Source organism: Bacillus sp. T3, from assembly GCF_033449965.1.
Taxonomy (GTDB): Bacteria; Bacillota; Bacilli; order Bacillales; family Cytobacillaceae; genus Bacillus_BU.
Genome location: NZ_CP137761.1, coordinates 3,425,264 through 3,449,247, shown reverse-complemented (window position 1 = coordinate 3,449,247; position 23,984 = coordinate 3,425,264). Strand labels below are relative to the sequence as shown.

Here is a 23,984-nt window from a genome sequence, read left to right as displayed (position 1 = left end):
CTCAGGCGTAAAATAGATACGATATGGTAATATTAGAACGTTTACAATAGGAAAACGTTTGTATAAGCAAGATTTGATTTGGTGATAATGTTTAGATGTTCAAACAACATTGATAAATATGATAAGATAAGGGGGAGAAGCCTGCGGAAAATCTTTTTCGCAGTGTGAGTAAAATTGTGTAAAAAGCTAAAGGCTGTGTGAAATCATTGATAAATAAACAAAAATTGGTGGTCATTATTGGTCCGACTGCTGTAGGGAAAACGAAGCTTAGCATTGAATTGGCTAAGCAGTACAACGGGGAAATCATTAGTGGTGACTCCATGCAAATATACCGAGGAATGGATATTGGTACCGCTAAAATTAGACAAGAGGAAATGGAAGGGATTCCGCATCATTTAATCGATATTCGAAATCCTGACCAGGATTTTTCGGCTGCCGAGTTTCAAGAGCTAGTTCGAGAAAAAATTGCGGAGATTGCCTTACGGAACAAGCTTCCAATTATCGTTGGCGGTACAGGACTTTATATCCAAGCGGCTATTTACGATTATCATTTTTCCGAAGCGCCATCCAATCCAGATTATAGAAAAAATCTTGAAAAACGTGCCGAAAAAGAAGGGAATCAAGTATTACATGATGAATTAGTAAGAATTGATCCACAAAGCGCGAGTGAGATTCATCCCAATAATGTTCGTCGTGTGATTCGTGCCCTTGAGATATTTCATTGTACAGGCAAGACAAAGGAAGAGACACAAGCAAATCAATCACCAGAACTTCTATACGATACCGCATTAATTGGATTGACGATGGAACGCGATCAACTTTATGAGCGGATTAACCGCCGCGTTGATATCATGGTAGAGGAAGGTTTGCTTGAGGAGGTCCAATCCCTATATAATCGTGGACTAAGGGAGTGCCAATCCATTCAGGCGATCGGGTACAAAGAAATATATCAATATTTAGATGGACATATCTCTTTGCTAGATGCGATTGATATGCTAAAACAAAACTCACGGAGATATGCCAAAAGGCAATTAACTTGGTTTCGCAACAAAATGAGTGTAAAATGGTTTGATATGGGCGACAGTCTTTCGGTTGAAAAAAAAATCACTGAAATTTCTGCCTATATTGAAGGAAAGCTAAAACTAAAATCGAATACATAATAGTAGAGATAAAAGAGGAGGATCTGTAATGAAAACATCCATTAATATCCAAGACCAATACTTAAACCAGCTCCGCAAGGACGGTACAAATGTTACTGTGTTTTTATTGAATGGTTTTCAGCTAAGAGGACAAATCAAAGGATTTGACAATTTTACGGTCTTGTTTGAATCAGAAGGAAAACAACAGCTAGTTTACAAGCATGCGATTTCTACCTTTGCCCCTCAACGCAATGTTCAATTAGATTTAGAAGGCGGACAGTAATCCTCCTTAAATAGATGATAAAAACGATTCACCGAGTCAGGTGAGTCGTTTTTTTTGTTTCGTTTCGTAGACAGGGGAGAATGGCTAATAATATGATCAACTCGAAATAACTTGATTTTCTTCAACCAACTAAAAAACATAATGAATTGTTAATGTCCTGAATACATATAAGAGAGGCGACATTGTCGTTTGCGAGTCCATCAGAAATCAGTTAAACAATGTTATAAACTGTTAAATTCCGTATGTCGAGCAGATGAACCATTTTATATAGGAAAAAAAGCTAATGATATAGGCATTTGTCACAAACGCATTTTTGCAGCGTATACTGTTTTAGAATGAGAGGTGAAGGCTTTGGATCAACCAATGCGCATGAAAAATAATGGACAGATTAGCATTGTACTAAATTCGCAAAAGCGGAATGAGTTAGCAAAACCTATCTCAGATCCTTCTCAAAAAGTTGTTCCAAAGAGCATCCCCCCTGAGCATACAGCTTTAAAAGAAATTGAGGCAGAGCTTGGACTGCTCGTTGGAATGGAAGAAATGAAACGAATGATAAAAGAAATCTATGCCTGGATTTACGTGAATAAGAAACGGGAAGAGATGGGGTTGAGAGCTGAAAAACAGGCTCTGCACATGATGTTTAAAGGCAATCCGGGTACAGGAAAAACAACGGTTGCAAGACTTATCGGTAAACTTTTCTTAAAAATGAATGTCCTAACGAAAGGACATTTAATTGAAGCAGAACGGGCGGACCTTGTTGGGGAATACATTGGCCATACAGCTCAAAAGACACGGGACCTAGTAAAAAAAGCGCTAGGAGGTATTCTGTTTATTGATGAAGCTTACTCGCTAGGGCGCGGTGGAGAGAAGGATTTTGGGAAAGAGGCAATCGATACACTTGTGAAACACATGGAAGATAAACAGCATGAATTCATTCTCATTCTTGCTGGTTACTCGAGAGAAATGGATTATTTTTTAAGCTTAAATCCCGGTCTGCATTCGCGATTTCCATTAGTGGTTGATTTTCCTGATTATTCAATTGAGCAATTAATGGACATTGCCGGACTGATGCTCAATGATCGAGAATATGTGTTAAGCCATGAAGCGGAAAAAAGACTGAGAGGGCATTTGGTTTATGTAAAATCTGAACTGAGCCCGAGTGGATTTTCAAATGGACGTTATGTCAGAAATATCATTGAAAAATCAATTCGCTCACAATCAATGCGAATTCTCATGCAGAATAGCTATGATCGCCATGAGCTACTTACCATCAGGAGTAATGATCTAGTATTTGAGGAATCATAAGCTACAGAATCAAAAAAAGCTGACTGATTGGTCAGCTTCTTTCTATTATTCTGTGTAAAATAAACCTATTGCCCTCGCATACTTTGTAATTTTTCCTGCGTAGTGGACATGCTACGAATAGGTAACTTCCAATCATAAGTATAAGAGAGAATTCTAAATACGGTGATGATAGTAAATAATAGGTAAAGCTCTAAACCTGAGTTAGCGATACCGAGCCCAATTACCAGCCCTGCAAGAATGGCCCAAAGACCGTATATTTCTTCTTTAAGAACGAGTGGTTTTCTTTTTGCAAGTAAATCGCGAATCATTCCACCACCAGCTCCGGTTAAAATTGCAGCAACAATGACTGCGCTGATGGGATGATTCATTTTTGTTGCATAAAGTGCACCTTGAATCGCAAATGCTGATAATCCAAGGGCATCAAAAAAATTGCCCCAACGCTGCCAATGGCGCAGTAATTTATTCGGGAATAGAAAAATGATCGTGATTGATAGTAAAGCAACAGTAAAATAAATTCCTTGATTCCATAATGCAGACACAGGTAAGCCAATTAGAAGGTTGCGGATGGCCCCACCACCAAATGCGGTCACGATTCCTAATATGTAAACGCCCAATATATCATATTCTTCTTCCATTGCAACAAACGCACCACTTGCTGCAAAGGCGATCGTGCCAATCATACTTAATACTTCCCAAGTCATCCGATGTACAACTCCTGTGCCTTAAATTTTTATAAAAATATGACAATATCGTGAACTCTGCTCAACAATAAAATTTTATCATGGAAAAAGGGATTTTCAACTGTTTTCTTAGTGAAATTTGTAGAATAATGAGAAATTATGGTATTGTAATTAAATTTGATAGAATAAGGATAGATCATACAGAAAGAAGGTATGCGATTGGAACGACAAACAGAGCTTGAAAAAGTCATATTAGTCGGCTGTCAAACGTCACAAGTTGATGATCTGCATTTTCAGTATTCACTGGACGAACTGACCTCCCTTACCGATACGGCAAAAGGGAAAGTGATGATTTCGTTAACACAAAAGCGTGATCGAGTCCATCCAGCCACGTACATAGGTAAAGGGAAGCTAGAAGAGTTAAAGGCATTAGAGGAAGAGCTTGAACCGGACGTTATTATCTTTAATGACGAACTGTCACCGAGCCAAATTCGAAACCTTTCCAGGCAATTTGAGGCCCAGGGTTATTGATCGAACCCAGCTCATTCTTGATATTTTCGCGCAACGTGCTCAATCAAAAGAAGGGAAATTGCAGGTTGAACTTGCACAGCTTCAGTATATGCTCCCAAGGCTTGTTGGACAAGGAACGCAATTATCCAGATTAGGTGCAGGAATTGGAACACGGGGACCAGGGGAAACAAAACTCGAATCCGATCGCCGTCATATTCGCAGACGAATCGATGATATTAAGACGCAGCTTACCGTTATCGTTGGGCATCGTGACCGTTACCGTGAAAGACGGAAGAAAAACAAAGCGTTTCAAATCGCCATTGTAGGTTATACAAATGCCGGAAAATCGACTCTTTTTAATCGGTTAACCGAGGCGGAGACGCTTGAAGAAAATCAACTTTTCGCCACACTGGATCCAACAACAAGGAAAATGATTTTACCGAGTGGATTCACAACGCTAATAACCGATACAGTTGGGTTTTTGCAGGATTTACCAACAACTCTAATCGCAGCATTCCGCTCGACATTAGAAGAAGTCAATGAGGCAAGCCTTTTGCTCCATGTGGTCGATTGCGCTAATCCGGATTATTTTCAACATGAAAAAACGGTTCAGGAATTGCTTGAGGAGCTTGATAACGAGCATTTGCCACAACTGACTGTCTATAATAAAAGAGATCTAATGCACGATGATTTTGTTCCAACGGCCAAGACGGAAACCATCACGATTAGTGCGTTTGACGAAAGTGATCGTCAAGGATTGAAGCAAAAGGTTGAAGAGCTGGTGATAGGGATGATGGAAGCCTACCATGTGCTGATTCCATCAACGGAAGGAAAGCTTCTTTCGCAATTAAAAAACGAAACCATTTTACGAGAACTCGTTTTTGAAGAGGAAAAACAGATGTATACTTGTAAGGGGTTTGCCTACACAGACCAACAAATTGCTGGACAGCTAAAAATATATTCAGTCTAAGAAGATAGGGGAAAGTACATGTATCAACAGCTTGCGCATGGGGAACGATTACAAGCGTTAGTCAACGAAGTCGAAGCGCAAATCGCACCCATCCACAAACAAATTGAGGAGCGAATTGAATTCAACCAATTTCGCGTCCTAAAAAGTTATCAAAATAACAGAGTAAGTGATTCTCATTTTATCCCGTCGACTGGCTATGGGTATGATGATATCGGTCGAGATACGTTAGAAAAAATATATGCAGAAGTATTTGGAGCAGAGGCGGGCTTAGTTCGTCCGCAAATCATTTCCGGGACACATGCTATTTCCATCTCATTATTTGGAATTCTAAGACCTGGTGATGAGCTCCTCTACATAACTGGTAAACCGTACGATACATTAGAAGAAATTGTAGGTATTCGTGGAAACGGAGTCGGCTCATTAAAGGAATTCGGAATTACTTATCAAAGTGTTTCGCTCACCGACGCGGGAACCGTAGATTTAGAGGCTGTCGCTAAAGCGATTGGGCCGAATACAAAGATGATTGGTATTCAACGTTCAAAGGGATATGCTACAAGACCATCGTTTACGGTTGCTGAAATTAAAGAAATGATCTCATTCGTCAAAGAAATTAAACAGGATGTAGTCGTGTTTGTTGATAATTGCTACGGCGAATTTGTTGAAGATTTAGAGCCTTGCCACGTCGGCGCGGATTTAATGGCTGGTTCATTAATCAAAAATCCTGGTGGCGGTTTAGTTAAAACTGGTGGCTATATAGTAGGAAAGAAGGAATTCGTTGAGGCATGTTCTTATCGAATGACATCACCTGGGTATTGGTGCAGAAGCGGGCGCATCATTATACAGCCTTCAGGAAATGTATCAAGGCTTCTTTCTTGCACCGCATGTAGTCGGTCAAGCACTAAAAGGAGCTGTATTTACTTCAGCCATGCTGGAGAAGCTAGGAATGAACACGCAACCGAAATGGAACGCCATTCGTACGGATTTGATTCAATCGGTTCAATTTGATGATCGCGATAAAATGGTGGCCTTTTGTCAGGCAATTCAATTCGCGTCACCAATCAATTCACATGTGACGCCATACCCGAGCTATATGCCGGGTTATGATGACGATGTAATCATGGCTGCAGGTACCTTTATCCAAGGAGCAAGCATCGAACTAACTGCAGATGGTCCCACTAGACCACCTTATGTTGCTTACGTCCAAGGTGGATTAACCTATTCACATGTAAAAATTGCGATATGCACGGCATTAAATCAATTATTCGACAAGGATTTTATTTGAAAAATAAAAAAAAACTGTTTTTTCGACGCAATTAGTGTACAATCATATCGAAGAAATCATTTTTAAAATTTAAATAATTATAGTGAAAATTATGTGATAAAACCTAACGTTGAGTTGACAGAAATTCTAACGCGAAATATAATATAAACAAGAAGTAGGAAAAACCAAGGAGGAGAAATTGATTGAGCGGAAGTCAAATAAGACGCACCATGCCTTTATTTCCCATCGGCACAGTTATGCAACTAACCGATTTATCCGCCCGACAAATTCGTTATTACGAGGAGCATGAACTCATTTCTCCGGCCAGATCTGATGGGAAAAGAAGAATGTTCTCACTCAATGATATTGACAAGCTTCTCGAGATTAAGGACTTAATTGATCAAGGTGTAAATCTTGCGGGCATTAAGCAAATTTTTGCTAAAAATAATTTAGAAGAAACTCAAGCAGTAACGAAAGAAACTGAAAAAGCAAGACGAGAGCTGTCTGATAATGAAATCAGAAAGCTGCTTCGCAATGAATTGCTACAAGCGGGACGTTTCAATCGCGGTCCTCAGAGGCAAGGTCATATGTCGCGCTTTTTTCAATAAATTTTAATAGGTTTAAAAGGGAGGAAATACGGAAATGGCAAAGTATACTAAAGATGATATTTTTAAATTGGCTAAAGAAGAAAACGTAAAATTTATCCGTCTTCAGTTCACGGATATCCTTGGAACAATTAAAAATGTTGAAATCCCAGTAAGTCAGCTTGAAAAAGCACTTGATAACAAAATGATGTTTGACGGATCTTCAATCGAGGGCTTTGTTCGTATCGAAGAGTCTGACATGTACCTTTGTCCTGACCTAAACACTTGGGTGATCTTCCCTTGGACTGCTGAAAAAGGTAAAGTTGCGCGTTTAATCTGTGATATCTATAATCCAGATGGAACTCCATTCGATGGTGACCCACGTAACAACCTTAGACGTATTCTTGCTGAAATGAAAGAATTAGGCTTCACAAACTTCAACTTAGGACCTGAGCCAGAATTCTTCTTATTCAAGTTAGATGAAAAAGGTGAACCAACTCTTGAATTAAACGATAATGGTGGTTACTTCGACCTTGCTCCAACAGACCTTGGCGAAAACTGCCGTCGTGATATCGTTCTTGAGCTTGAAGAGATGGGCTTTGAAATTGAAGCGTCTCACCATGAGGTAGCTCCTGGACAACACGAAATCGACTTTAAATATGCTGATGCATTAACAGCTTGTGACCAAATCCAAACGTTCAAGCTAGTTGTTAAAACAATTGCACGTAAGCACGGCTTACACGCTACATTCATGCCAAAACCATTATTCGGTGTTAACGGTTCTGGTATGCACTGTAACTTATCACTATTCAAAGATGGCGAAAATGCTTTCTATGACACAAGCAAAGACCTTGAATTAAGTGAAGTTGCAACACAATTTATCGCTGGTGTAATCAAGCATGCTCATAGCTTTACAGCTGTTACAAACCCAACTGTAAACTCATATAAGCGCTTAGTTCCTGGCTATGAAGCACCTTGTTATGTTGCATGGTCAGCTCGCAACCGTTCACCACTTATCCGTATCCCAGCATCTCGCGGATTAAGCACACGTGTTGAAGTGCGTAGCGTTGACCCAGCTGCTAACCCATACTTAGCAATGGCTGTATTATTAAAAGCTGGTCTAGACGGAATCAAAAACAAATTGACTCCTCCAGCTCCAGTTGATCGTAACATCTACGTTATGACAAAAGAAGAGCGCGTAGAAGCAGGAATCGATGATCTTCCAGCAACTCTATTCGCTGCATTAGAAAACCTAAAAGCAGACGAAGTCATCGTATCTGCATTAGGTGAGCACATCCTTGATCACTTCATCGAAGCAAAAGAGATTGAGTGGGATATGTTCCGTACGCAAGTACACCCATGGGAAAGAGAACAATACATGAAAATGTATTAATCAATAGAAAAACCGAACCAGGCCATTGGCTTGGTTCGGTTTTTTTATTAGGTAATAATAAGCGGAGAAATTCGGTCTAATTTAAATATAGGCAGTTTAAAAGTACAGATATAAGAGGAGAAATTCCCTCTAATGTATGTAGAGAATGATTAAGAAGCGGATATAAGGGGAGAAATTTCCGTTAAGTGCTCTAATAAAGACAAAATCCAAAGATTTCGATTATATAAACGGAATTACTCCCCTTATTTTAAAGGAAATATTGGTATTTCCCAATTTAAACGGAAAATTTCCGTTTATTTTTCAAACTCCACATCCACCAAAAACCTGCCCCTATAAAACAAAAAAGCCTCAGGACAATCATCCTGAGACCCCAAACGCTATTTTAATAGACTAGTGAATATGACGATATACACCGATAACTTTACCCAGAATCGAAACATTTTGCAGAATAATTGGTTCTAATGATGAATTTTCCGGTTGAAGGCGAATATAATCTTTTTCTTTGAAGAAGCGCTTCACTGTCGCTTCATCATCCTCAGTCATCGCAACGACGATTTCACCATTTTGTGCTGTTTTTTGCTGTTTTACGATAACATAATCACCATCAAGTATTCCCGCTTCAATCATACTATCACCCATAACTTCAAGCATAAAAACCTGCTCATCTGAAGGGGCTAAACGATCAGGAAGAGGGAAGTATTCTTCGACGTTTTCAATTGCCGTAATTGGCACCCCTGCTGTAACTTTTCCGACAACTGGTACATTAATGACATTGCTTCTTGGGATGTTATCTTGTTCGTCGATATCGAGTATTTCAATCGCGCGAGGTTTAGTAGGATCGCGACGAATCAATCCTTTGCTTTCTAATCGGGCTAGATGGCCGTGCACAGTTGAGCTAGAAGCTAGACCGACAGCTTCACCTATTTCACGAACGGAAGGTGGATAACCTTTTTTTCTAACTTCATCTTTTATGTAATCTAATATATTTTGCTGACGCTTCGATAACTTTGTCATTCTTCCCACCTCATATGGTTTTCTACTTGACCACATTATAACATAATTTCTCATACTGATACAAACATAAGTTCGAATTTTGGTTGACACAAACAAGCGTTCGGTTTATACTTTGAGTAGAACATATATTCGATGGGGTTGGGGTGCTAATGTTGATGAAAAAACTTTGGGAACGATATTCTTATGTTATTATTTTAATTGCTATTAGTTATGCTGCTATATTTACTGTTATACATAAATTAGATAAAACGGATGAATTCATAAATATTACGGTTCAGCAAGGCGAATCGCTTTGGGAAATCGCAGATAAATTCTCAGATCGTCACACTATGTCAAACTCGGAATTTGTTTCTTGGGTTAAAGAGGAAAATGGTATTGAAGAGGATGCGATCCATCCTGGTGATTCACTGGTCATTCCGGTAGAGGGTACAGAATATGAACCAGATGTGACTGTGCTTGCTGGTGAGTAATTATAATGAGGTATAAATCATGAAAAAAAATGCAATTATATATTGTCGAGTAAGTACAACAAAGGATACTCAAGAAACATCATTGGCCAGGCAAGAAGAGGAATTAATTGCTTTAGCCCAACAACACGGCTTTCACATACATTCTCTTATTAAAGAGCAAGCAAGTGGGTATGATTTAGAACGCGAAGGGATATTAAAGCTATTATCTTTAATAAAAGAAACAAATATTGATGCTGTTTTGATTCAAGATGAAACGAGACTTGGACGAGGAAATGCAAAGATTGTTCTTCTTCACTGCATTATGAAAGAAAATATTAAGCTCTATTCCGTAGACCATAATGGAGAATTGCAAATATCAGAATCAGAATCAATGGTATTAAAAATTGTGGGCATGGTCGAGGAGTACCAACGGAAATTACATAATATTAAAATAAAAAGAGGGATGAATCGAGCGATTAAAGCCGGATATAATCCTCAGAAAAATCTATCTAATCAAGGAATTAACTCAGGTCGAAAGCAAAAAGAAATACCGATTGAAGAAATAGTAAGATTGCGGAAAAATGAATTAACCTTTGCAGAAATTGCAGCAACGTTAAGGGGCTTCGGATTTAATGTGTCAAAAGCAACTGTACATCGTCGATATCAAGAGTATATGGAGGAAATGCAAAGCCAAGAGGTACCACTTGTCAAAAATCAAGACATTTAGTATTATGGCATTTAGTTGACAGTTTTAAAAAAGGAGTACTGTGATGCAACTAAATGAATTAATAGCTAGAATAAATGAACTTGCCAAGAAGAAAAAAACAACTGGATTAACGCTGGAAGAAGCTAAGGAGCAATCAAAGCTTCGAGCAAAATATTTGGAAACATTCCGCTCACAAATGATGAACACAATCCAGAGCGTAAAGATCGTTGACCCAGAAGGAAATGATGTCACGCCAGAAAAATTAAAGAGATTAAAGGCGAAAAAAGGCCTTCATTAATAGGATATAAAACAACAGGAGGAACATCATCACGATGCAACCCTCCTGTTTTTTGTTTGTGTAAAAATTTAAGTGTGTTTTTATTTTTAGTTCTGGTAAGGAAGGGTATTGATTTTTAAGCAAACTGTTGATTGAAGCAGAAGGTGAGAGACACTTTCGGGAAAGAGGTCACAAGAGACCCCACAGGCGCCCAAGGAGCCTCCTGGATTCCCCCGCCGAAAGCGAGCACCCGGAGCGGAAATCAACAGCCAAAATACCTAACCATTACTGCAATACAGTATTCTTCGTCTCTTTGCCTAAGAATAATACAGCTAAGACTCCGATGATAATAGCAATCGTAAAGATGGTGAACATAATTGGTATGGCAACTTTCTGTGCCACAAGATAACCAACCAATAATGGACCGAATATCCCCCCGATTCGGCCAAACGATGCAGCCATACCTGCTCCTGTACCACGAATAATGGCTGGATATTGTTCAGGAGTGTAGGCATACAACGCTCCCCAAGCGCCTAAATTAAAGAAGGACAACAGAATACCTGCAGTAATCAGAAGTCCAAGTGAATCTGCCATACCAAAGAAATAAGCACTAATCGCCGTACCAGTTAAATAAGTAACAAGGACAAACTTTCTGCCCATTCTTTCAATAAACCACGCTGCGGTAAAGTAACCTGGTAGCTGGGCTAAAGTCATAATGAGAACATATTGGAAGCTTTTTATTAAGCTAAAGCCTTTCATAACCATGACGCTTGGTAGCCACATAAACATTCCGTAATAAGAGAACACGACACAAAACCATAAAATCCAAAGCATTGTCGTTTGTCTTATATGTGGTTTTGCCCAAACGGAGGTAATGTTTTGGATAACAGATGTTTTTTGTTCTTGTTTGTGTGCAACAAACTGTGGTGAATCAGGTAAGCCAATCCGAAGATAGATTGCATAGATTGCAGGAAAAGCACTAATCAAAAGAGCCGTCTCCCATCCGTAATTTGGAATAATGAAATAGGAGATAAGCGCGGCAATTAGCCAGCCGCCTGCCCAAAAGCTTTCAAGTAACACGACAACTTGTCCTCTTTTTTCATGAGGTACAATTTCAGAAACTAATGTTGATGCAACCGGTAATTCCCCACCAAGTCCCATTCCGATTACAAATCGTAAAAGCATAAAGACAGTTAAGGTAGTTGCAAGGGCAGACAAGCCGCTACCAATGGAAAAGAGCAACAAGGTAATAATGAAGACGTTTTTTCGGCCGATGCGATCAGCCATTAACCCAAACACTAATGCCCCTACGGCCATCCCGATTGAGTTTATACTCCCAATCCATCCCATTTGTTGTGTCGTTAAGCCCCATTCCTTCTGTAATGCGGCAATAATGAATGATAGCATTCCGACATCCATTGCATCAAATAGCCAGCCGAGACTGGCAATTCCAAGAAGCTTGCGCTGAGATATTGCCTTATTTTTTTTCACATCCATCTCTCCAATCAAGAGTTCCGCTATTTCTATTTTTTATTTTGTCCAATTGATTCAAGCGTTCCTCATCTTTTATTAAGTTTTTTCGTAGTGGTCTTTCAATCTAGTTAGATGACAAGACAACTGTCTACACTACTTTTCAAATATAACAAAATTTGCGGAAATAGCCAGTGTTTCATTGGAAATTTCTCTGTCTTACATAATATTCTCGCTGTTTTTGTCATACTAACAGAGAATTAGTCAAATTTTTTTAAAAAATACAGCACAATTGGTTGTGTAATAAGGGTTAGAACTATAATATAAAAAGTGTGAAATCTTAGAATCAAAATATAGGAAGGATGAAACGAATGTTTGAACAAATCGATACATTGTCGATAAATTCAATTCGCACCTTATCGATTGATGCGATAGAAAAAGCCAACTCCGGCCACCCAGGAATGCCAATGGGAGCTGCTCCAATGGCATATACACTTTGGACAAGATATATGAACCATAATCCTAAGAATCCGAATTGGATTAACCGTGATCGTTTTGTGCTTTCTGCAGGTCATGGATCAGCTCTGTTATACAGCTTGATTCATTTATCTGGTTATGATTTATCTATGGACGATGTTAAGAATTTCCGTCAATGGGGAAGTAAAACTCCTGGACATCCTGAATTTGGTCATACTGCAGGTGTAGATGCGACATCTGGTCCTCTTGGACAAGGGATCGCGATGGCAGTCGGGATGGCATTGGCAGAGAGACATTTAGCTGCTCAATATAACAAAGATAACTTTAATATTGTTGATCACTATACATACTCTATTTGTGGAGATGGAGACTTAATGGAGGGAGTTTCTGCTGAAGCAGCTTCTTTAGCAGCTCACCTTCAACTTGGACGCTTAGTAGTGCTTTATGACTCAAATGATATCTCATTAGATGGTGAGTTACACAAATCCTTCTCTGAGAGCGTAGAGGGCCGTTTTAAAGCTTATGGCTGGCAGTATATTCGCGTAGAAGATGGTAATGACTTAAATGCGATTGCAAAAGCAATTGAAGAAGCAAAACAAGATGTAAATCACCCAACATTAATTGAAGTGAAAACCGTAATTGGATACGGTTCTCCAAATAAATCTGGTAAGTCTGATGTTCATGGTTCTCCGCTTGGAGCAAATGAGTTGAAGCTTACTAAAGAAGCATATCAATGGACTTTTGAAGAAGATTTCCATGTGCCTGACGAAGTTTATAGCCACTTCAAGCAATTAGTCGTTGAGAATGGTGCTTCAAAAGAAAAAGAATGGAACGAGTTGTTTGCACAATATAAGGCAGCTTATCCAGAATTAGCACAACAGTTTGAAATTGGAGCAAAAGGAGATCTGCCTGAAGGCTGGTCAAACGATATTCCAGTTTATGCTGAAGGCAAAGCACTCGCAAGTCGTGCATCTTCTGGTGAAGTGTTAAACGCTATCGCAAAAACAGTTCCTTATTTCTTTGGGGGATCTGCGGACCTTGCTGGATCAAATAAAACAACGATCAAAGGTGCAGGGGATTTCTCTCGCGACTCATACGAGGGACGCAACATTTGGTTCGGTGTTCGTGAATTTGCAATGGGTGCTGCATTGAACGGTATGGCGCTACATGGCGGTTTAAAAGTATTCGGTGGAACATTCTTTGTATTCTCTGATTACGTAAAACCAGCGATTCGTCTATCGGCATTAATGAAGCTACCAGGTAACATATGTATTCACACATGACAGTATTGCTGTTGGTGAAGATGGACCAACCCATGAGCCAATTGAACAATTAGCAGGCTTACGAGCAATGCCTGGCCTTTCAGTTGTTCGCCCTGCAGATGGCAACGAAACAGCAGCTGCTTGGAAGCTTGCTGTTGAATCTAAAAACCTTCCAACTGCACTAGTATTAACTCGTCAAGACCTGCCAACGATTAAGGGTACAGCAGAAACTGCCTACGAGGGTGTTTCTAAAGGTGCTTATGTCGTTTCAGCAGCTACTAAAGAAACAGCAGATGCACTTCTACTAGCAGCAGGTTCTGAAGTAGGTTTAGCCGTTGAAGCTCAAAAAGTTCTTGCAGGCGAAGGTATTGACGTTGCAGTTGTCAGCATGCCGTCATGGGATCGATTTGAAGCACAATCAAAAGAATATAAAGATTCAGTCATTCCGAAAAACGTGAAGAAGCGTTTAGGTATTGAAATGGGATCATCCCTAGGATGGCACAAATACACTGGAGACGAAGGTGATGTATTAGCAATTGACCAATTCGGTGCATCTGCTCCAGGTGAAAAAGTTATGGCGGAATACGGATTCACAGTTGAAAACGTCGTCGCACGAGTAAAAGCCTTATTAGGATAATAAACGAGGTATTAAAGGTAGGAACGAATCTTATGATTCGTTCCTTTTTTCGTTCTCTATGTTGTTAAATAACCTAAATCAATTACATAAATCACACTTATGAAAAAAGACACAAAACATTCAATAGTGCGTCACATTTTGGTAACAACTCCGAATTATTCCACTATAATTTTGTAATATAATCGTGACAAGGATAGGAAGTATTGGAAATTAGGAGGAGATTATGATGGAGGAAGTATTACTGTTAAGCAGATTGCAATTTGCAATCACAATTTTTTACCACTTTCTGTTCGTCCCATTAACGATTGGACTTGTTATTTTAGTAGCAATTATGGAAACGAACTATGCAAGAACACTAAATCCTGTGTATCGAAATATGGCCGATTTTTGGGGGAAGCTGTTTTCGATTAACTTTGTTCTAGGCGTAATCACTGGTATTACGATGGAGTTCCAATTCGGAACAAACTGGTCTGAGTACTCAAGATACGTTGGTGATATTTTTGGATCACCACTTGCAATCGAAGCATTGCTAGCCTTTTTCCTTGAATCAACCTTTATGGGAATTTGGTTATTTGGAAGAAACAAATTTTCACCGAAAATGCGAGCAATCTCCATTTGGATGGTGGCATTGGGAACGAATATTTCCGCACTTTGGATTATTACAGCCAATGGATTTATGCAAAACCCGGTTGGCTATAAAGTAACAAATGGTCGAGTTGAGCTGGAAAGCTTCACCGCATTAGTGACCAATCATTATGCCTGGAATATGTTTTTCCACACTGTTATCGCCTGTTATATTGTTGGTGCATTTTTCGTCATGGCAGTAAGCAGCTATCATTTATTAAGAAAGAATAAAGTGGACTTTTTCAAAAAATCATTCAAATATGGACTACTCATGGCCATGTTCGCTGCAACCGCAACTCCGTTTATCGGACATCAATCTGGAGTATATGCAACAAAGATCCAACCAGCTAAGGGTGCGGCAATGGAAGCAGTTTGGGAAACACAATCAAATATGCCATTCAGCCTCATCCAAATTCCGGATCCGGAAAACAAACAAAATTTTGAAGCCTTATCGATTCCTGGTTTAGGAAGCTTCTTTTATACAAATAAATTTGACGGTAAAGTAACCGGACTGGACCAGATTCCAGACGATGAACAACCGAATGTACCACTTGTTTATTATGGCTTCCGGGCAATGGTTGCACTTGGTATGTTTTTCATGGCGTTAACATGGTATGGCGCATATCTATACCGCAAAAATCGCTTAGTTGAATCAAAAAAATACTTAAAGCTTGTCATCTATTCGGTTTTATTACCTTACTTAGCGATTAATCTCGGTTGGATGGTTGCAGAGGTAGGAAGACAACCTTGGGTGGTTTATGGGTTAATGAAAACTTCGGATGCTGTATCACCTATTTCATTAGGGCAAATTTGGTTTTCACTCGTAAGTCTAATTGCATTCTATACCGTTCTATTAATTGCTGATGTTTACTTAATTATTAAATACGCGAAAAAAGGACCTGAAGGGGTTAGTGAAGTAGCAGGAGGTGCTCAAACCTATGTCTCATGATATGTTGGCTGTTATCTGGTTTGGACTTTGGGGGTTAATTTGGACCGTTTATATCTTTTTAGATGGCTATACATTAGGAACAGGGATGCTATTTCCGTTTGTAACGAAGAATCGTCAAGAGCGTAATCAATTACAGGAAGCGATTGGACCATTTTGGGGAGGCAACGAGGTTTGGCTCATTACTGCGGGTGGAGCGACCTTTGCAGCATTTCCTGGTGCCTATGCTGATATGTTCTCATTTTTATATGAAGCGATGTTCCTCATCTTGTTTTCGCTGTTCATTCGCGCAACAGGACTTGAATTTATGCATAAGGTTGATTCTGCAAGATGGCAAAACTCATGGAAATGGGCGTTTTCCGTTTCAAGCCTATTAATTGCCGTATTGTTTGGTGTAGCATTCGCCAACCTTTATCGCGGATTGCTAATTGGTGAAAACGGTTATGAAGGGAATTTATTAAGTTTGTTAAATCCATATGGACTTCTCGGTGGGGTTCTATTTGTGGCAATGTTCCTCCTTTCAGGTTCTCTGTGGATTCAATTAAAGACAGTTGGTGATGCAGCGCATCGATCCAAGAAATTGGCTCGACCGTTCTCGATGATTGCCGCAGCGGTTTTAGCAATTTTCTTCGTGGCTACAATGAATTTGACGCCAATTGCCGGAAACTTTAATGAAGTACCACTGCTATGGATTGTGCCAAGCTTATCTCTCATTTCGATTTTACTAACTGTAGTATTTGTTTTTAAAGAAAAAATAGGAATGGCCTTTACGTTCTTGGGGTTGGCCATTATTTCGCAAATGGCAACGGGATTTGTGGGAATGTTCCCGAACATGCTGCCATCGAAAATAAGTGATGAATTTAGCGTAACTCTTTACAATGCTGCGGGAAGTGCATTAAACCTGAAGATTATGTTCACCGTGGCGGTCATTTTTGTACCAATCGTTATCGCCTACCAGGTATGGAGCTACTTCTTATTCAAGGGGAAAGTGACGAAAGAAAGCGCAAAGGGGTATTAATATAATATAAGGGAGCCATTTGGCTCTCTTATTTTTTTGATCGTAAAAAAATAGTAATCCTTGTTGTGATAGGTATTTGCGGGTTTGTTAGTTCTATTTTTATAAAAAATAAAAATAGTTTTTATCGATTCGACAAAAATAGTGCTTGTTTTTGACGCTTTAAGACAAACCTCCCATTGACTTTTTTCTATAATGAGGAAAAAGCGGTTGTCGTTTAAGGAGGATACCCAATGAGATCCTATCAACTTTATTTAATAGAGGATGAGTTTGCCGCCCATTATTTTGGAAAAGAACGTCTGTTTTTTGAGCTTTTTCTGGAAAATGAACAGTCACAAGGTGAATTAAAAAAGATCATTGAGAGACAAATCCAATTTATCACGAAGCCGATTCCTACGTTTAATCTTCATAAAGTCATCACACAAAAGTTGGGAAAAAATAAGGATTTTCGCTATGAGAACGGGGCATATTATATAGAAAGAAAAGGAAAAAAGAGCGCCGCAAAGCTTGAGATTACCAATCGTGTAGCTTATTTAGAGTCAAATGGGAACTTTGATACTGAAACTATTTTCTTTGAAGCATTAAGGCAGTGCGAATCTTCCTTTCTTGCAATGGATTTACGGCATGAGCGCTATGGCTGGTTAAATCCAATTAAAGAAAGAAAATATGTCTAAAATCAACAAAATTAGATGAGGATATTGTATAATTACCTTTGGTCTAGTACACTGTATGATAGACAACATGAAGGAGGAAGTGTTTTATGGGTACCACTGGTATTGCCATTCTAGTTGGCGTACTGGCTCTTATTGCTGGTGTAGCTTTAGGATTTTTCATTGCTCGTAAGTATATGATGGACTACTTGAAGAAAAATCCACCAATTAATGAACAAATGTTAAAAACAATGATGATGCAGATGGGAATGAAACCATCCCAGAAGAAAATCAATCAAATGATGAACGCCATGAATAAACAATCAAAATAATGAGACAAGCACTCTTTCGTAAGAGTGCTTTTTTCTTTGGGTTCGTGGTGGGTCGTCTATTTGACCAAATCTGTTAAGGTGCACTAATCGGGTTTAAACTCTATAAATAGTGAACGTAGAACCAGTCTATGTGCACAAAACAGGTTCAATTTCTTGTAATAGTGAACGTAGAAACAGTCTATGTGCACAAATCAGGTCCAATTTCTTGGAATAGTGAACGTAGAACTGGTCTATGTGCACAAATCGAATGCAATTTCTTCGAATAGTGAACGGTGGAATGGTCACATGAAGTGTCTATGTGACCAAGGCGGTTAAGGTGGTCACATTAATGGGCTTTGTACTCATACCTAGCTTGATCAAGCAGCCCAGCAACAAAATCCATATTCCTATCTAATTTTTTCAGAATTTGGTAAACTGTTTTAGCATAATAATATATAGCGACGGAGGAGGCGGAGTTCGTTTGAAGGTATTCCTCGATTTATTTTGGTTTTTTAAGCAAGAGAAAAGAGCCTATTTATCTGGTATCTTAATGCTGGCTGTTGTCGCTTTGCTGATCCTGATTCCACCGCGGGTCATTGGCATTGTCGTTGATGAAATTGACAATCATACATTGACAGGTACAAAGCTGATTACGTGGATTGCCGCTCTGCTTCTTTCAGGACTGGCCATGTATGGGCTGCGCTATTATTGGAGAATAAGAATATTTGGGTCTGCTGTTAAACTAGCTAGGCTGTTAAGAAATCAGCTCTATCATCATTTTACGAGAATGTCCCGGCTTTCTATCAAAAATGGCGGGTTGGCGATTTGATGGCCCATGCAACAAATGACCTGCAAGCGATCCAACAAACAGCAGGGATGGGCATTTTAACACTCGTCGACTCAATCATGACTGGAAGTATTGTGGTCATTACGATGGCAACGACGATCAGTTGGAAATTAACGTTGATCAGTTTGATTCCAATGCCGCTTATGGCAATCCTAACGAGCTGGTATGGTACACATTTACATAAGCGCTTTCATAAAGCGCAGAAGGCTTTTTCGGCACTGAATGATAAAACGCAGGAAAGCATCACTGGCATAAAGGTGATTAAGACGTTTGGTCAAGAGCAAGAGGATATAGAAGATTTCCGGAAACAATCAGACGATGTCGTTGCGAAAAATATTGAGGTTGCAAGGATCGACGCCCTCTATGACCCCACGATTTCGATCATTGTCGGCCTTTCATTCTTTTTAGCTATCGGATTTGGTTCGCGCTATGTGTTGAATGGAGACTTAACGATTGGGCAATTGATTTCGTTTACGACATATTTAGGATTGTTAATTTGGCCAATGTTAGCATTTGGTTGGCTATTTAATATAGTAGAAAGAGGACGTGCCTCGTATGACCGCGTATCATCTTTATTAAAAGAAGAAATCGAAATTCGCGATGAAGCGGGTGCGATTAAATCAATCCCGAGCGGTGATATTAAATACGAAATCGACAGCTTTACGTATCCAAACGAGAGCGAGCCAGTATTAACGAATATTTCATTTACACTTAGGCAAGGTGAAACACTCGGTATTGTTGGAAAAACGGGTGCTGGAAAAACCACCTTATTAAAGCTATTGATTCGAGAGTTTGAGGAGGAAAACGTAAAGATTCAGTTTGGAGGCGAACGGTTAGCCTATTATAAAATGGAAAGCTTAAGAGCGGCGATTGGCTATGTCCCACAGGATCATTTTCTATTTTCAGCAACTATTGCTGAGAATATTGCCTTTGCCAATCCTGATGCAACAAAAGAAGAAATCATCTCAGCGGCCAAAATCGCCAACATCCATGACGATATCCTCCATTTTTCAGAGCAATACGAAACGGTTGTCGGTGAAAGAGGGGTTTCCTTATCAGGTGGGCAAAAGCAAAGAATCTCAATCGCCCAGGGCGCTGTTATTGAATCCTGAGGTGTTAGTGCTCGATGATTCCCTTTCGGCCGTTGATGCAAAAACGGAGGAAGCGATTCTCAGCTCGCTCAAACAAAACCGCAACGAAAAAACGACGATCATTACATCGCATCGATTAAGTGCAGTTGCCCACGCGAATTTAATACTTGTGCTTGAGAATGGAAGGATGATTGAAAAGGGGACCCATCAGGAGTTATTGGAGCAGGGTGGCTGGTATAAGGAGATGTATGTAAGGCAGCAGCTCGAAGATTTGGTAGAGCAGGGAGGTTGATCATGGTGAAAGGTACCGTCTTAAATAGTAAAGAGCAACGAAGAGTCTTGATGCGATTGTTAACCTACACCAAGCCACATTGGCGCCTGATTGTTCTCGCCTTTAGCTTGCTCCTCTTGACGACGATTGGCGATGTATTAGGTCCTATCATTATAAAAGTGTTCATTGATGATTATTTAACACCAAGAAATCTGAGCTTTCAGCCGTTATTTGGCTTGGGAGCGGCGTATATAGCGATTCAAATCGGTAATGTGATTGTGTCGTATTTTCAATTATTCAAGTTTCAGGAAATTGCGATGTACATTATTCACCAGCTTCGAATGGATGTATATACAAAAGTCCAGAACCTCGGTCTGCGCTATTTTGATCAAACCCCTGCAGGAAGTATTGTTTCAAGGGTAACGAATGATACGGAAGCGATTAAGGATATGTTCGTGACGGTTTTAGTGACATTTGTCCAAAGTGGCTTTTTAATGATTGGGATTTTTGTGGCGATGTTCAGTTTGAATGTGAAGCTTGCGCTATTTTGCTTGCTGATTCTGCCAGTAATTTTTTTCATCGTATGGATGTATCGACGCTACAGCTCGATGTTTTATCAGGACATGCGTGAGCAACTGAGCCGGTTAAATGCCAAGCTAAGTGAATCGTTACAAGGCATGGCGATTATTCAAATGTTCCGTCAAGAAAAGCGCTTAACCGAAGAATTTGCCGCCATTAATCAACAACATTACTTGGCGGGGATGAAAAATATTAAAGTGGATGGACTCCTACTTAGGCCAGCAGTTGACCTCGTATACACTTTAGCACTCATCATAGTCTTGAGCTTTTTTGGAATTAGCTCGTTTCAAAGTCCAATCGAAGTGGGCGTTCTATATGCTTTTATTAACTACTTAGATCGATTTTTCGAGCCGGTAAACAATATGATGATGCGGCTTTCGATGTACCAGCAAGCGATTGTTGCTGGTTCCAGGGTGTTTGCATTGCTTGACGAGACCGAGAAAGCTCCACAGCAAAAAGCAGTCGCAGGCGACATCAAAGCAGGAGAGATTGAATTTCGGAATGTCAGCTTTTCCTATGACGGCAAGCAGGATGTATTGAAAAATATTTCGTTTAAAGCGAAACCAGGTGAAACGATTGCGTTAGTCGGTCATACCTGGAAGCGGCAAAAGCTCGGTCATCAATCTGTTAATGCGATTTTATGAGTTTGAGCATGGTGAAATATTGATTGATGGGGTTTCGATTAAGGACTATTCGAAGCAGGAACTACGGAGCAAAATGGGGCTTGTGTTGCAAGATCCGTTTTTATTTTTTGGAACGGTAAAGGATAATATTCGGCTCCATCACAAAGACATGAGCGATGAGAAAATCATCGAGGCGGCAAAATTTGTTCAAGCTGATAGCTTTATCGAAAAATTAGAGCATGCGTATAACGATAAGGTCGTTGAACGAGGGTCGACATTCTCAAGTGGCCAAAGGCAGCTCCTGGCATTTGCTAGAACCATTGCAGCCAATCCGAAAATTCTCGTGCTCGATGAAGCGACAGCCAATATCGATACAGAAACAGAGGAAGCGATTCAGGCAGCATTGGCAAAAATGAGGAAGGGCCGTACAACAATAGCAATTGCCCACCGATTATCAACGATTCAGGATGCGAACGAAATCCTCGTCCTTCATCATGGTGAAATTATCGAAAGAGGAAATCATCAGGAATTAGTGGCAAAAAAAAGTCTTTACCATAAAATGTACTTGCTGCAAAATGGGACCGTAGACTCAGTGGAAGAAGCAGTACAGTAGCATTTTTCGTAAATAGGCAAAAATAAAAGCAGGTTGGCGATTTAGTTCCAGCTTGCTTGTTAATTTGTTTGGATTTTCTTTATATATATATTGTTGTACTTGTTGAGAAGATCATCAAGTTCCTGACTGTGTTGCACAGCGTCCAATGAGCTTAATCCATTTTTTGAAACTACTGAAATGAGCTCTGCACGCTTCTGTTCAATTAATGTAAGCAGTTCATGTTTTAGCACTATCATAATTCCTTTCACTCTTAATTAGAAAACTACATAATACTCTGTATATTTCTGTTGTAGGTATTCAACACGAACGAACTGAATTTCAATCTTCGAAATAAAAAGAATATCTGTGAAGAGACTCACAATTTCTTTCACACAATCATCATTATAACGAAGAATAACTGCAAATTCAAAGACAAATTTAACAAAAATATACATTCAATACACAATTCGTTCTTTTGTCACAAGTGTTTTAACTGTTTTTACAGTAATTAAACAATTTACGTTACAAGACATGAATTGTTCACAGCATCATAGGTACCATTCGCAAAATAGATTTGGTAGAATGGGTTAAGGACAAATGTAGAAAAGGGATGTGTACGAATTGGAAGATATTAATATTTTTATAGCACTCGGTGCAGGGTTTTTAAGCTTTATTTCACCGTGTTGTTTACCATTATATCCGGCTTTCCTTTCATATATAACTGGGATGTCTGTTGGAGAGTTAAAAAGTGAAAATGGGATGCTGCAAAAACGCAGTTTGCTACATACATTATTTTTCCTAATCGGTTTTTCGATTATCTTTATTGCTTTGGGCTTTGCGACTTCATTTATCGGGACATTTTTCCGAGAATACAATGATTTTATTCGCCAAATCGGGGCGATTTTCATCGTTTTATTCGGATTAGTAATTGTTGGCGTTTTCAAACCTGAATTTTTAATGAAGGAAAGACGCTTTGAAATCAAGAATCGACCTTCTGGCTACGTTGGCTCGATTTTAATTGGGATGGCGTTCGCTGCGGGCTGGACTCCATGTACAGGTCCAATCCTTGGTGTGGTAATTTCACTTGCAAGTACAAATCCAAGCTCTGGCATGCTGTATATGATTGCTTATTTACTTGGTTTTGCGATTCCTTTCTTTATCCTTTCATTCTTCATTGGCAGAATGCAATGGATTCGTCGCAACAATGTTAAAATCATGAAAATTGGTGGCTACATTATGATTGTGATGGGGATCATTTTGTTCTTTGATTGGATGACAAAAATTATTATTTTTATCCAGCAATTTACCGGTGGATTCACTGGTTTCTAAGTTTAATGGTTAAAATGAAAGACCTGTATTAAAGACAATTCACCTTTTCCAGGAGTCAGAAAAAGCCATTTGAGTTAATTCTTAAATGGCTTCTTTTGAGCAAAAGTATTTTCTTTTTTACAGTTTTGTATATAATGTTAGTGTAAACTTAAAAGATGGGATGTTTAATATGAACTGGGTCGTTCTTTCTTCAGTATTTGCGGTCTTTATGGGTGTTTTCGTCATGATTATGAGATTCCGGTCCGCAAAAAAACCAGCTAGTGCAAAAAAGATAATCCTACCACCTGTGTTTATGAGTACTGGAGCTTTAATGTTTTTCTTTCCAATGTTTCAGGTTACCTTCCTTGAGGTCATTGAAGCAGCATCTGTTGGAATGGTCTTTTCGATTTTGTTAATCAAAACGTCTAAATTTGAAATTCGTGATCAAGATATTTACCTCAAGCCTTCAAAAGCGTTTGCGTTCATTTTAATCGGACTACTAGTACTCCGGATTGTCTTAAAATCGTACTTAAGCGCAACAATCGATGTCGGTGAGCTAGGTGGAATGTTCTGGATCCTTGCCTTTGGAATGATCGTTCCGTGGCGCGTCGCCATGTATCTTAATTATCGCAAGCTATACCTGCAATTACACGGCACCGCAACGAGCGCAAAAACAGTTTAAAAAAAGCACCGAACGCTTTTGTTCGGTG

18 protein-coding genes and 5 pseudogenes are annotated in these 23,984 nt (G+C 39.4%); 19 read left to right on the top strand and 4 right to left on the bottom strand.

The window, feature by feature from the left end:
* Positions 1-206: 206 nt before the first annotated feature.
* The 3 genes from miaA to spoVK all read left to right on the top strand — a co-directional run bounded on the left by miaA (position 207) and on the right by spoVK (position 2,727).
* Positions 207-1,160 carry a tRNA (adenosine(37)-N6)-dimethylallyltransferase MiaA gene (gene miaA / locus RGF10_RS17660; RefSeq protein ID WP_318504313.1) on the top strand — a complete coding sequence of 318 codons (954 nt, stop codon included), beginning with the start codon at positions 207-209 and terminating at the stop codon, positions 1,158-1,160.
* Positions 1,161-1,188: 28 nt separating this feature from the next.
* Positions 1,189-1,422 carry an RNA chaperone Hfq gene (gene hfq / locus RGF10_RS17655; RefSeq protein ID WP_318504306.1) on the top strand — a complete coding sequence of 78 codons (234 nt, stop codon included), beginning with the start codon at positions 1,189-1,191 and terminating at the stop codon, positions 1,420-1,422.
* 351 nt (positions 1,423-1,773) lie between these two features.
* Positions 1,774-2,727 carry a stage V sporulation protein K gene (spoVK, locus tag RGF10_RS17650; RefSeq protein ID WP_318504299.1) on the top strand — a complete coding sequence of 318 codons (954 nt, stop codon included), beginning with the start codon at positions 1,774-1,776 and terminating at the stop codon, positions 2,725-2,727.
* A 65-nt stretch (positions 2,728-2,792) separates the two neighbouring features.
* Here the strand turns inward: spoVK and RGF10_RS17645 are convergent, their stop codons facing one another.
* Complete coding sequence (locus RGF10_RS17645; protein WP_318504293.1) at positions 2,793-3,428, bottom strand: trimeric intracellular cation channel family protein; 636 nt, start codon at positions 3,426-3,428, stop codon at positions 2,793-2,795.
* A 192-nt stretch (positions 3,429-3,620) separates the two neighbouring features.
* Between RGF10_RS17645 and hflX the strand changes: the two are divergent.
* The 4 genes and pseudogenes from hflX (at position 3,621) to glnA (ending at position 8,125) form a co-directional block, all read left to right on the top strand.
* Positions 3,621-4,887: pseudogene (hflX, locus tag RGF10_RS17640) on the top strand (GTPase HflX).
* Between the two features lie 18 nt (positions 4,888-4,905).
* Positions 4,906-6,169, top strand: a pseudogene (locus RGF10_RS17635) (aminotransferase class I/II-fold pyridoxal phosphate-dependent enzyme).
* A 182-nt stretch (positions 6,170-6,351) separates the two neighbouring features.
* The gene (locus tag RGF10_RS17630; protein ID WP_318504282.1) at positions 6,352-6,756 is read left to right on the top strand and encodes a MerR family transcriptional regulator; all 405 of its coding nucleotides are present in this window, start codon (positions 6,352-6,354) and stop codon (positions 6,754-6,756) included.
* A 34-nt stretch (positions 6,757-6,790) separates the two neighbouring features.
* A complete protein-coding gene (gene glnA, locus RGF10_RS17625; RefSeq protein WP_318504272.1) occupies positions 6,791-8,125 on the top strand; it encodes a type I glutamate--ammonia ligase in 1,335 nt (444 codons plus the stop codon).
* 390 nt (positions 8,126-8,515) lie between these two features.
* Here glnA and lexA read toward each other — a convergent pair whose 3' ends face one another.
* Positions 8,516-9,139: a transcriptional repressor LexA gene (lexA, locus tag RGF10_RS17620; protein ID WP_318504257.1), complete on the bottom strand. Its 624-nt coding sequence runs from the start codon at positions 9,137-9,139 to the stop codon at positions 8,516-8,518.
* 155 nt (positions 9,140-9,294) lie between these two features.
* Here lexA and RGF10_RS17615 point away from each other — a divergent pair, with 155 nt between their 5' ends.
* Genes RGF10_RS17615 through RGF10_RS17605 form a run of 3 tightly spaced genes read left to right on the top strand, consistent with a single transcriptional unit; the run spans position 9,295 to position 10,592 of the window.
* Positions 9,295-9,609, top strand: coding sequence for a cell division suppressor protein YneA (locus RGF10_RS17615; RefSeq protein WP_318504243.1), 315 nt, complete (start codon positions 9,295-9,297; stop codon positions 9,607-9,609).
* 19 nt (positions 9,610-9,628) lie between these two features.
* Entirely contained in the window at positions 9,629-10,315 is a 687-nt protein-coding gene (locus RGF10_RS17610) for a YneB family resolvase-like protein (protein WP_318504239.1), read from the top strand.
* Positions 10,316-10,358: 43 nt separating this feature from the next.
* Positions 10,359-10,592, top strand: a complete 234-nt coding sequence (locus tag RGF10_RS17605) for a DUF896 domain-containing protein (RefSeq protein WP_318504215.1) — start codon at positions 10,359-10,361, stop codon at positions 10,590-10,592.
* Positions 10,593-10,856: 264 nt separating this feature from the next.
* On the opposite strand, the gene RGF10_RS17600 is transcribed toward RGF10_RS17605, so the two are convergent.
* The gene (locus RGF10_RS17600; RefSeq protein WP_318504213.1) at positions 10,857-12,062 is read right to left on the bottom strand and encodes an MFS transporter; all 1,206 of its coding nucleotides are present in this window, start codon (positions 12,060-12,062) and stop codon (positions 10,857-10,859) included.
* 350 nt (positions 12,063-12,412) lie between these two features.
* Here RGF10_RS17600 and tkt point away from each other — a divergent pair.
* From tkt to RGF10_RS17565, 7 genes and pseudogenes are all read left to right on the top strand, one after another.
* A pseudogene (gene tkt / locus RGF10_RS17595) lies at positions 12,413-14,417 on the top strand (transketolase).
* A gap of 226 nt (positions 14,418-14,643) precedes the next feature.
* On the top strand, positions 14,644-15,990 hold the full coding sequence (locus RGF10_RS17590) for a cytochrome ubiquinol oxidase subunit I (protein WP_318509559.1): 1,347 nt from the start codon (positions 14,644-14,646) through the stop codon (positions 15,988-15,990).
* Positions 15,980-17,005, top strand: coding sequence for a cytochrome d ubiquinol oxidase subunit II (cydB, locus tag RGF10_RS17585; protein ID WP_318504211.1), 1,026 nt, complete (start codon positions 15,980-15,982; stop codon positions 17,003-17,005). The genes RGF10_RS17590 and cydB overlap by 11 nt, the downstream gene beginning before the upstream one ends.
* 230 nt (positions 17,006-17,235) lie before the next feature.
* On the top strand, positions 17,236-17,676 hold the full coding sequence (gene sirA, locus RGF10_RS17580; RefSeq protein ID WP_318504206.1) for a sporulation inhibitor of replication protein SirA: 441 nt from the start codon (positions 17,236-17,238) through the stop codon (positions 17,674-17,676).
* A gap of 86 nt (positions 17,677-17,762) precedes the next feature.
* Entirely contained in the window at positions 17,763-17,984 is a 222-nt protein-coding gene (locus tag RGF10_RS17575) for a YneF family protein (protein ID WP_318504204.1), read from the top strand.
* 460 nt (positions 17,985-18,444) lie between these two features.
* A pseudogene (locus tag RGF10_RS17570) lies at positions 18,445-20,193 on the top strand (ABC transporter transmembrane domain-containing protein).
* Between the two features lie 2 nt (positions 20,194-20,195).
* Positions 20,196-21,987, top strand: a pseudogene (locus RGF10_RS17565) (ABC transporter ATP-binding protein).
* A 59-nt stretch (positions 21,988-22,046) separates the two neighbouring features.
* On the opposite strand, the gene RGF10_RS17560 reads toward RGF10_RS17565, so the two are convergent.
* Positions 22,047-22,223 carry a Spo0E family sporulation regulatory protein-aspartic acid phosphatase gene (locus tag RGF10_RS17560; protein ID WP_412176642.1) on the bottom strand — a complete coding sequence of 59 codons (177 nt, stop codon included), beginning with the start codon at positions 22,221-22,223 and terminating at the stop codon, positions 22,047-22,049.
* Positions 22,224-22,587: 364 nt separating this feature from the next.
* On the opposite strand from RGF10_RS17560, the gene RGF10_RS17555 reads away from it, so the two are divergent.
* Positions 22,588-23,295 (top strand): cytochrome c biogenesis CcdA family protein, encoded by a 708-nt coding sequence (locus RGF10_RS17555; protein ID WP_318504190.1) that lies wholly within the window; start codon positions 22,588-22,590, stop codon positions 23,293-23,295.
* Positions 23,296-23,464: 169 nt separating this feature from the next.
* Positions 23,465-23,956: a CcdC family protein gene (locus RGF10_RS17550; RefSeq protein ID WP_318504183.1), complete on the top strand. Its 492-nt coding sequence runs from the start codon at positions 23,465-23,467 to the stop codon at positions 23,954-23,956.
* Positions 23,957-23,984 lie beyond the last annotated feature (28 nt).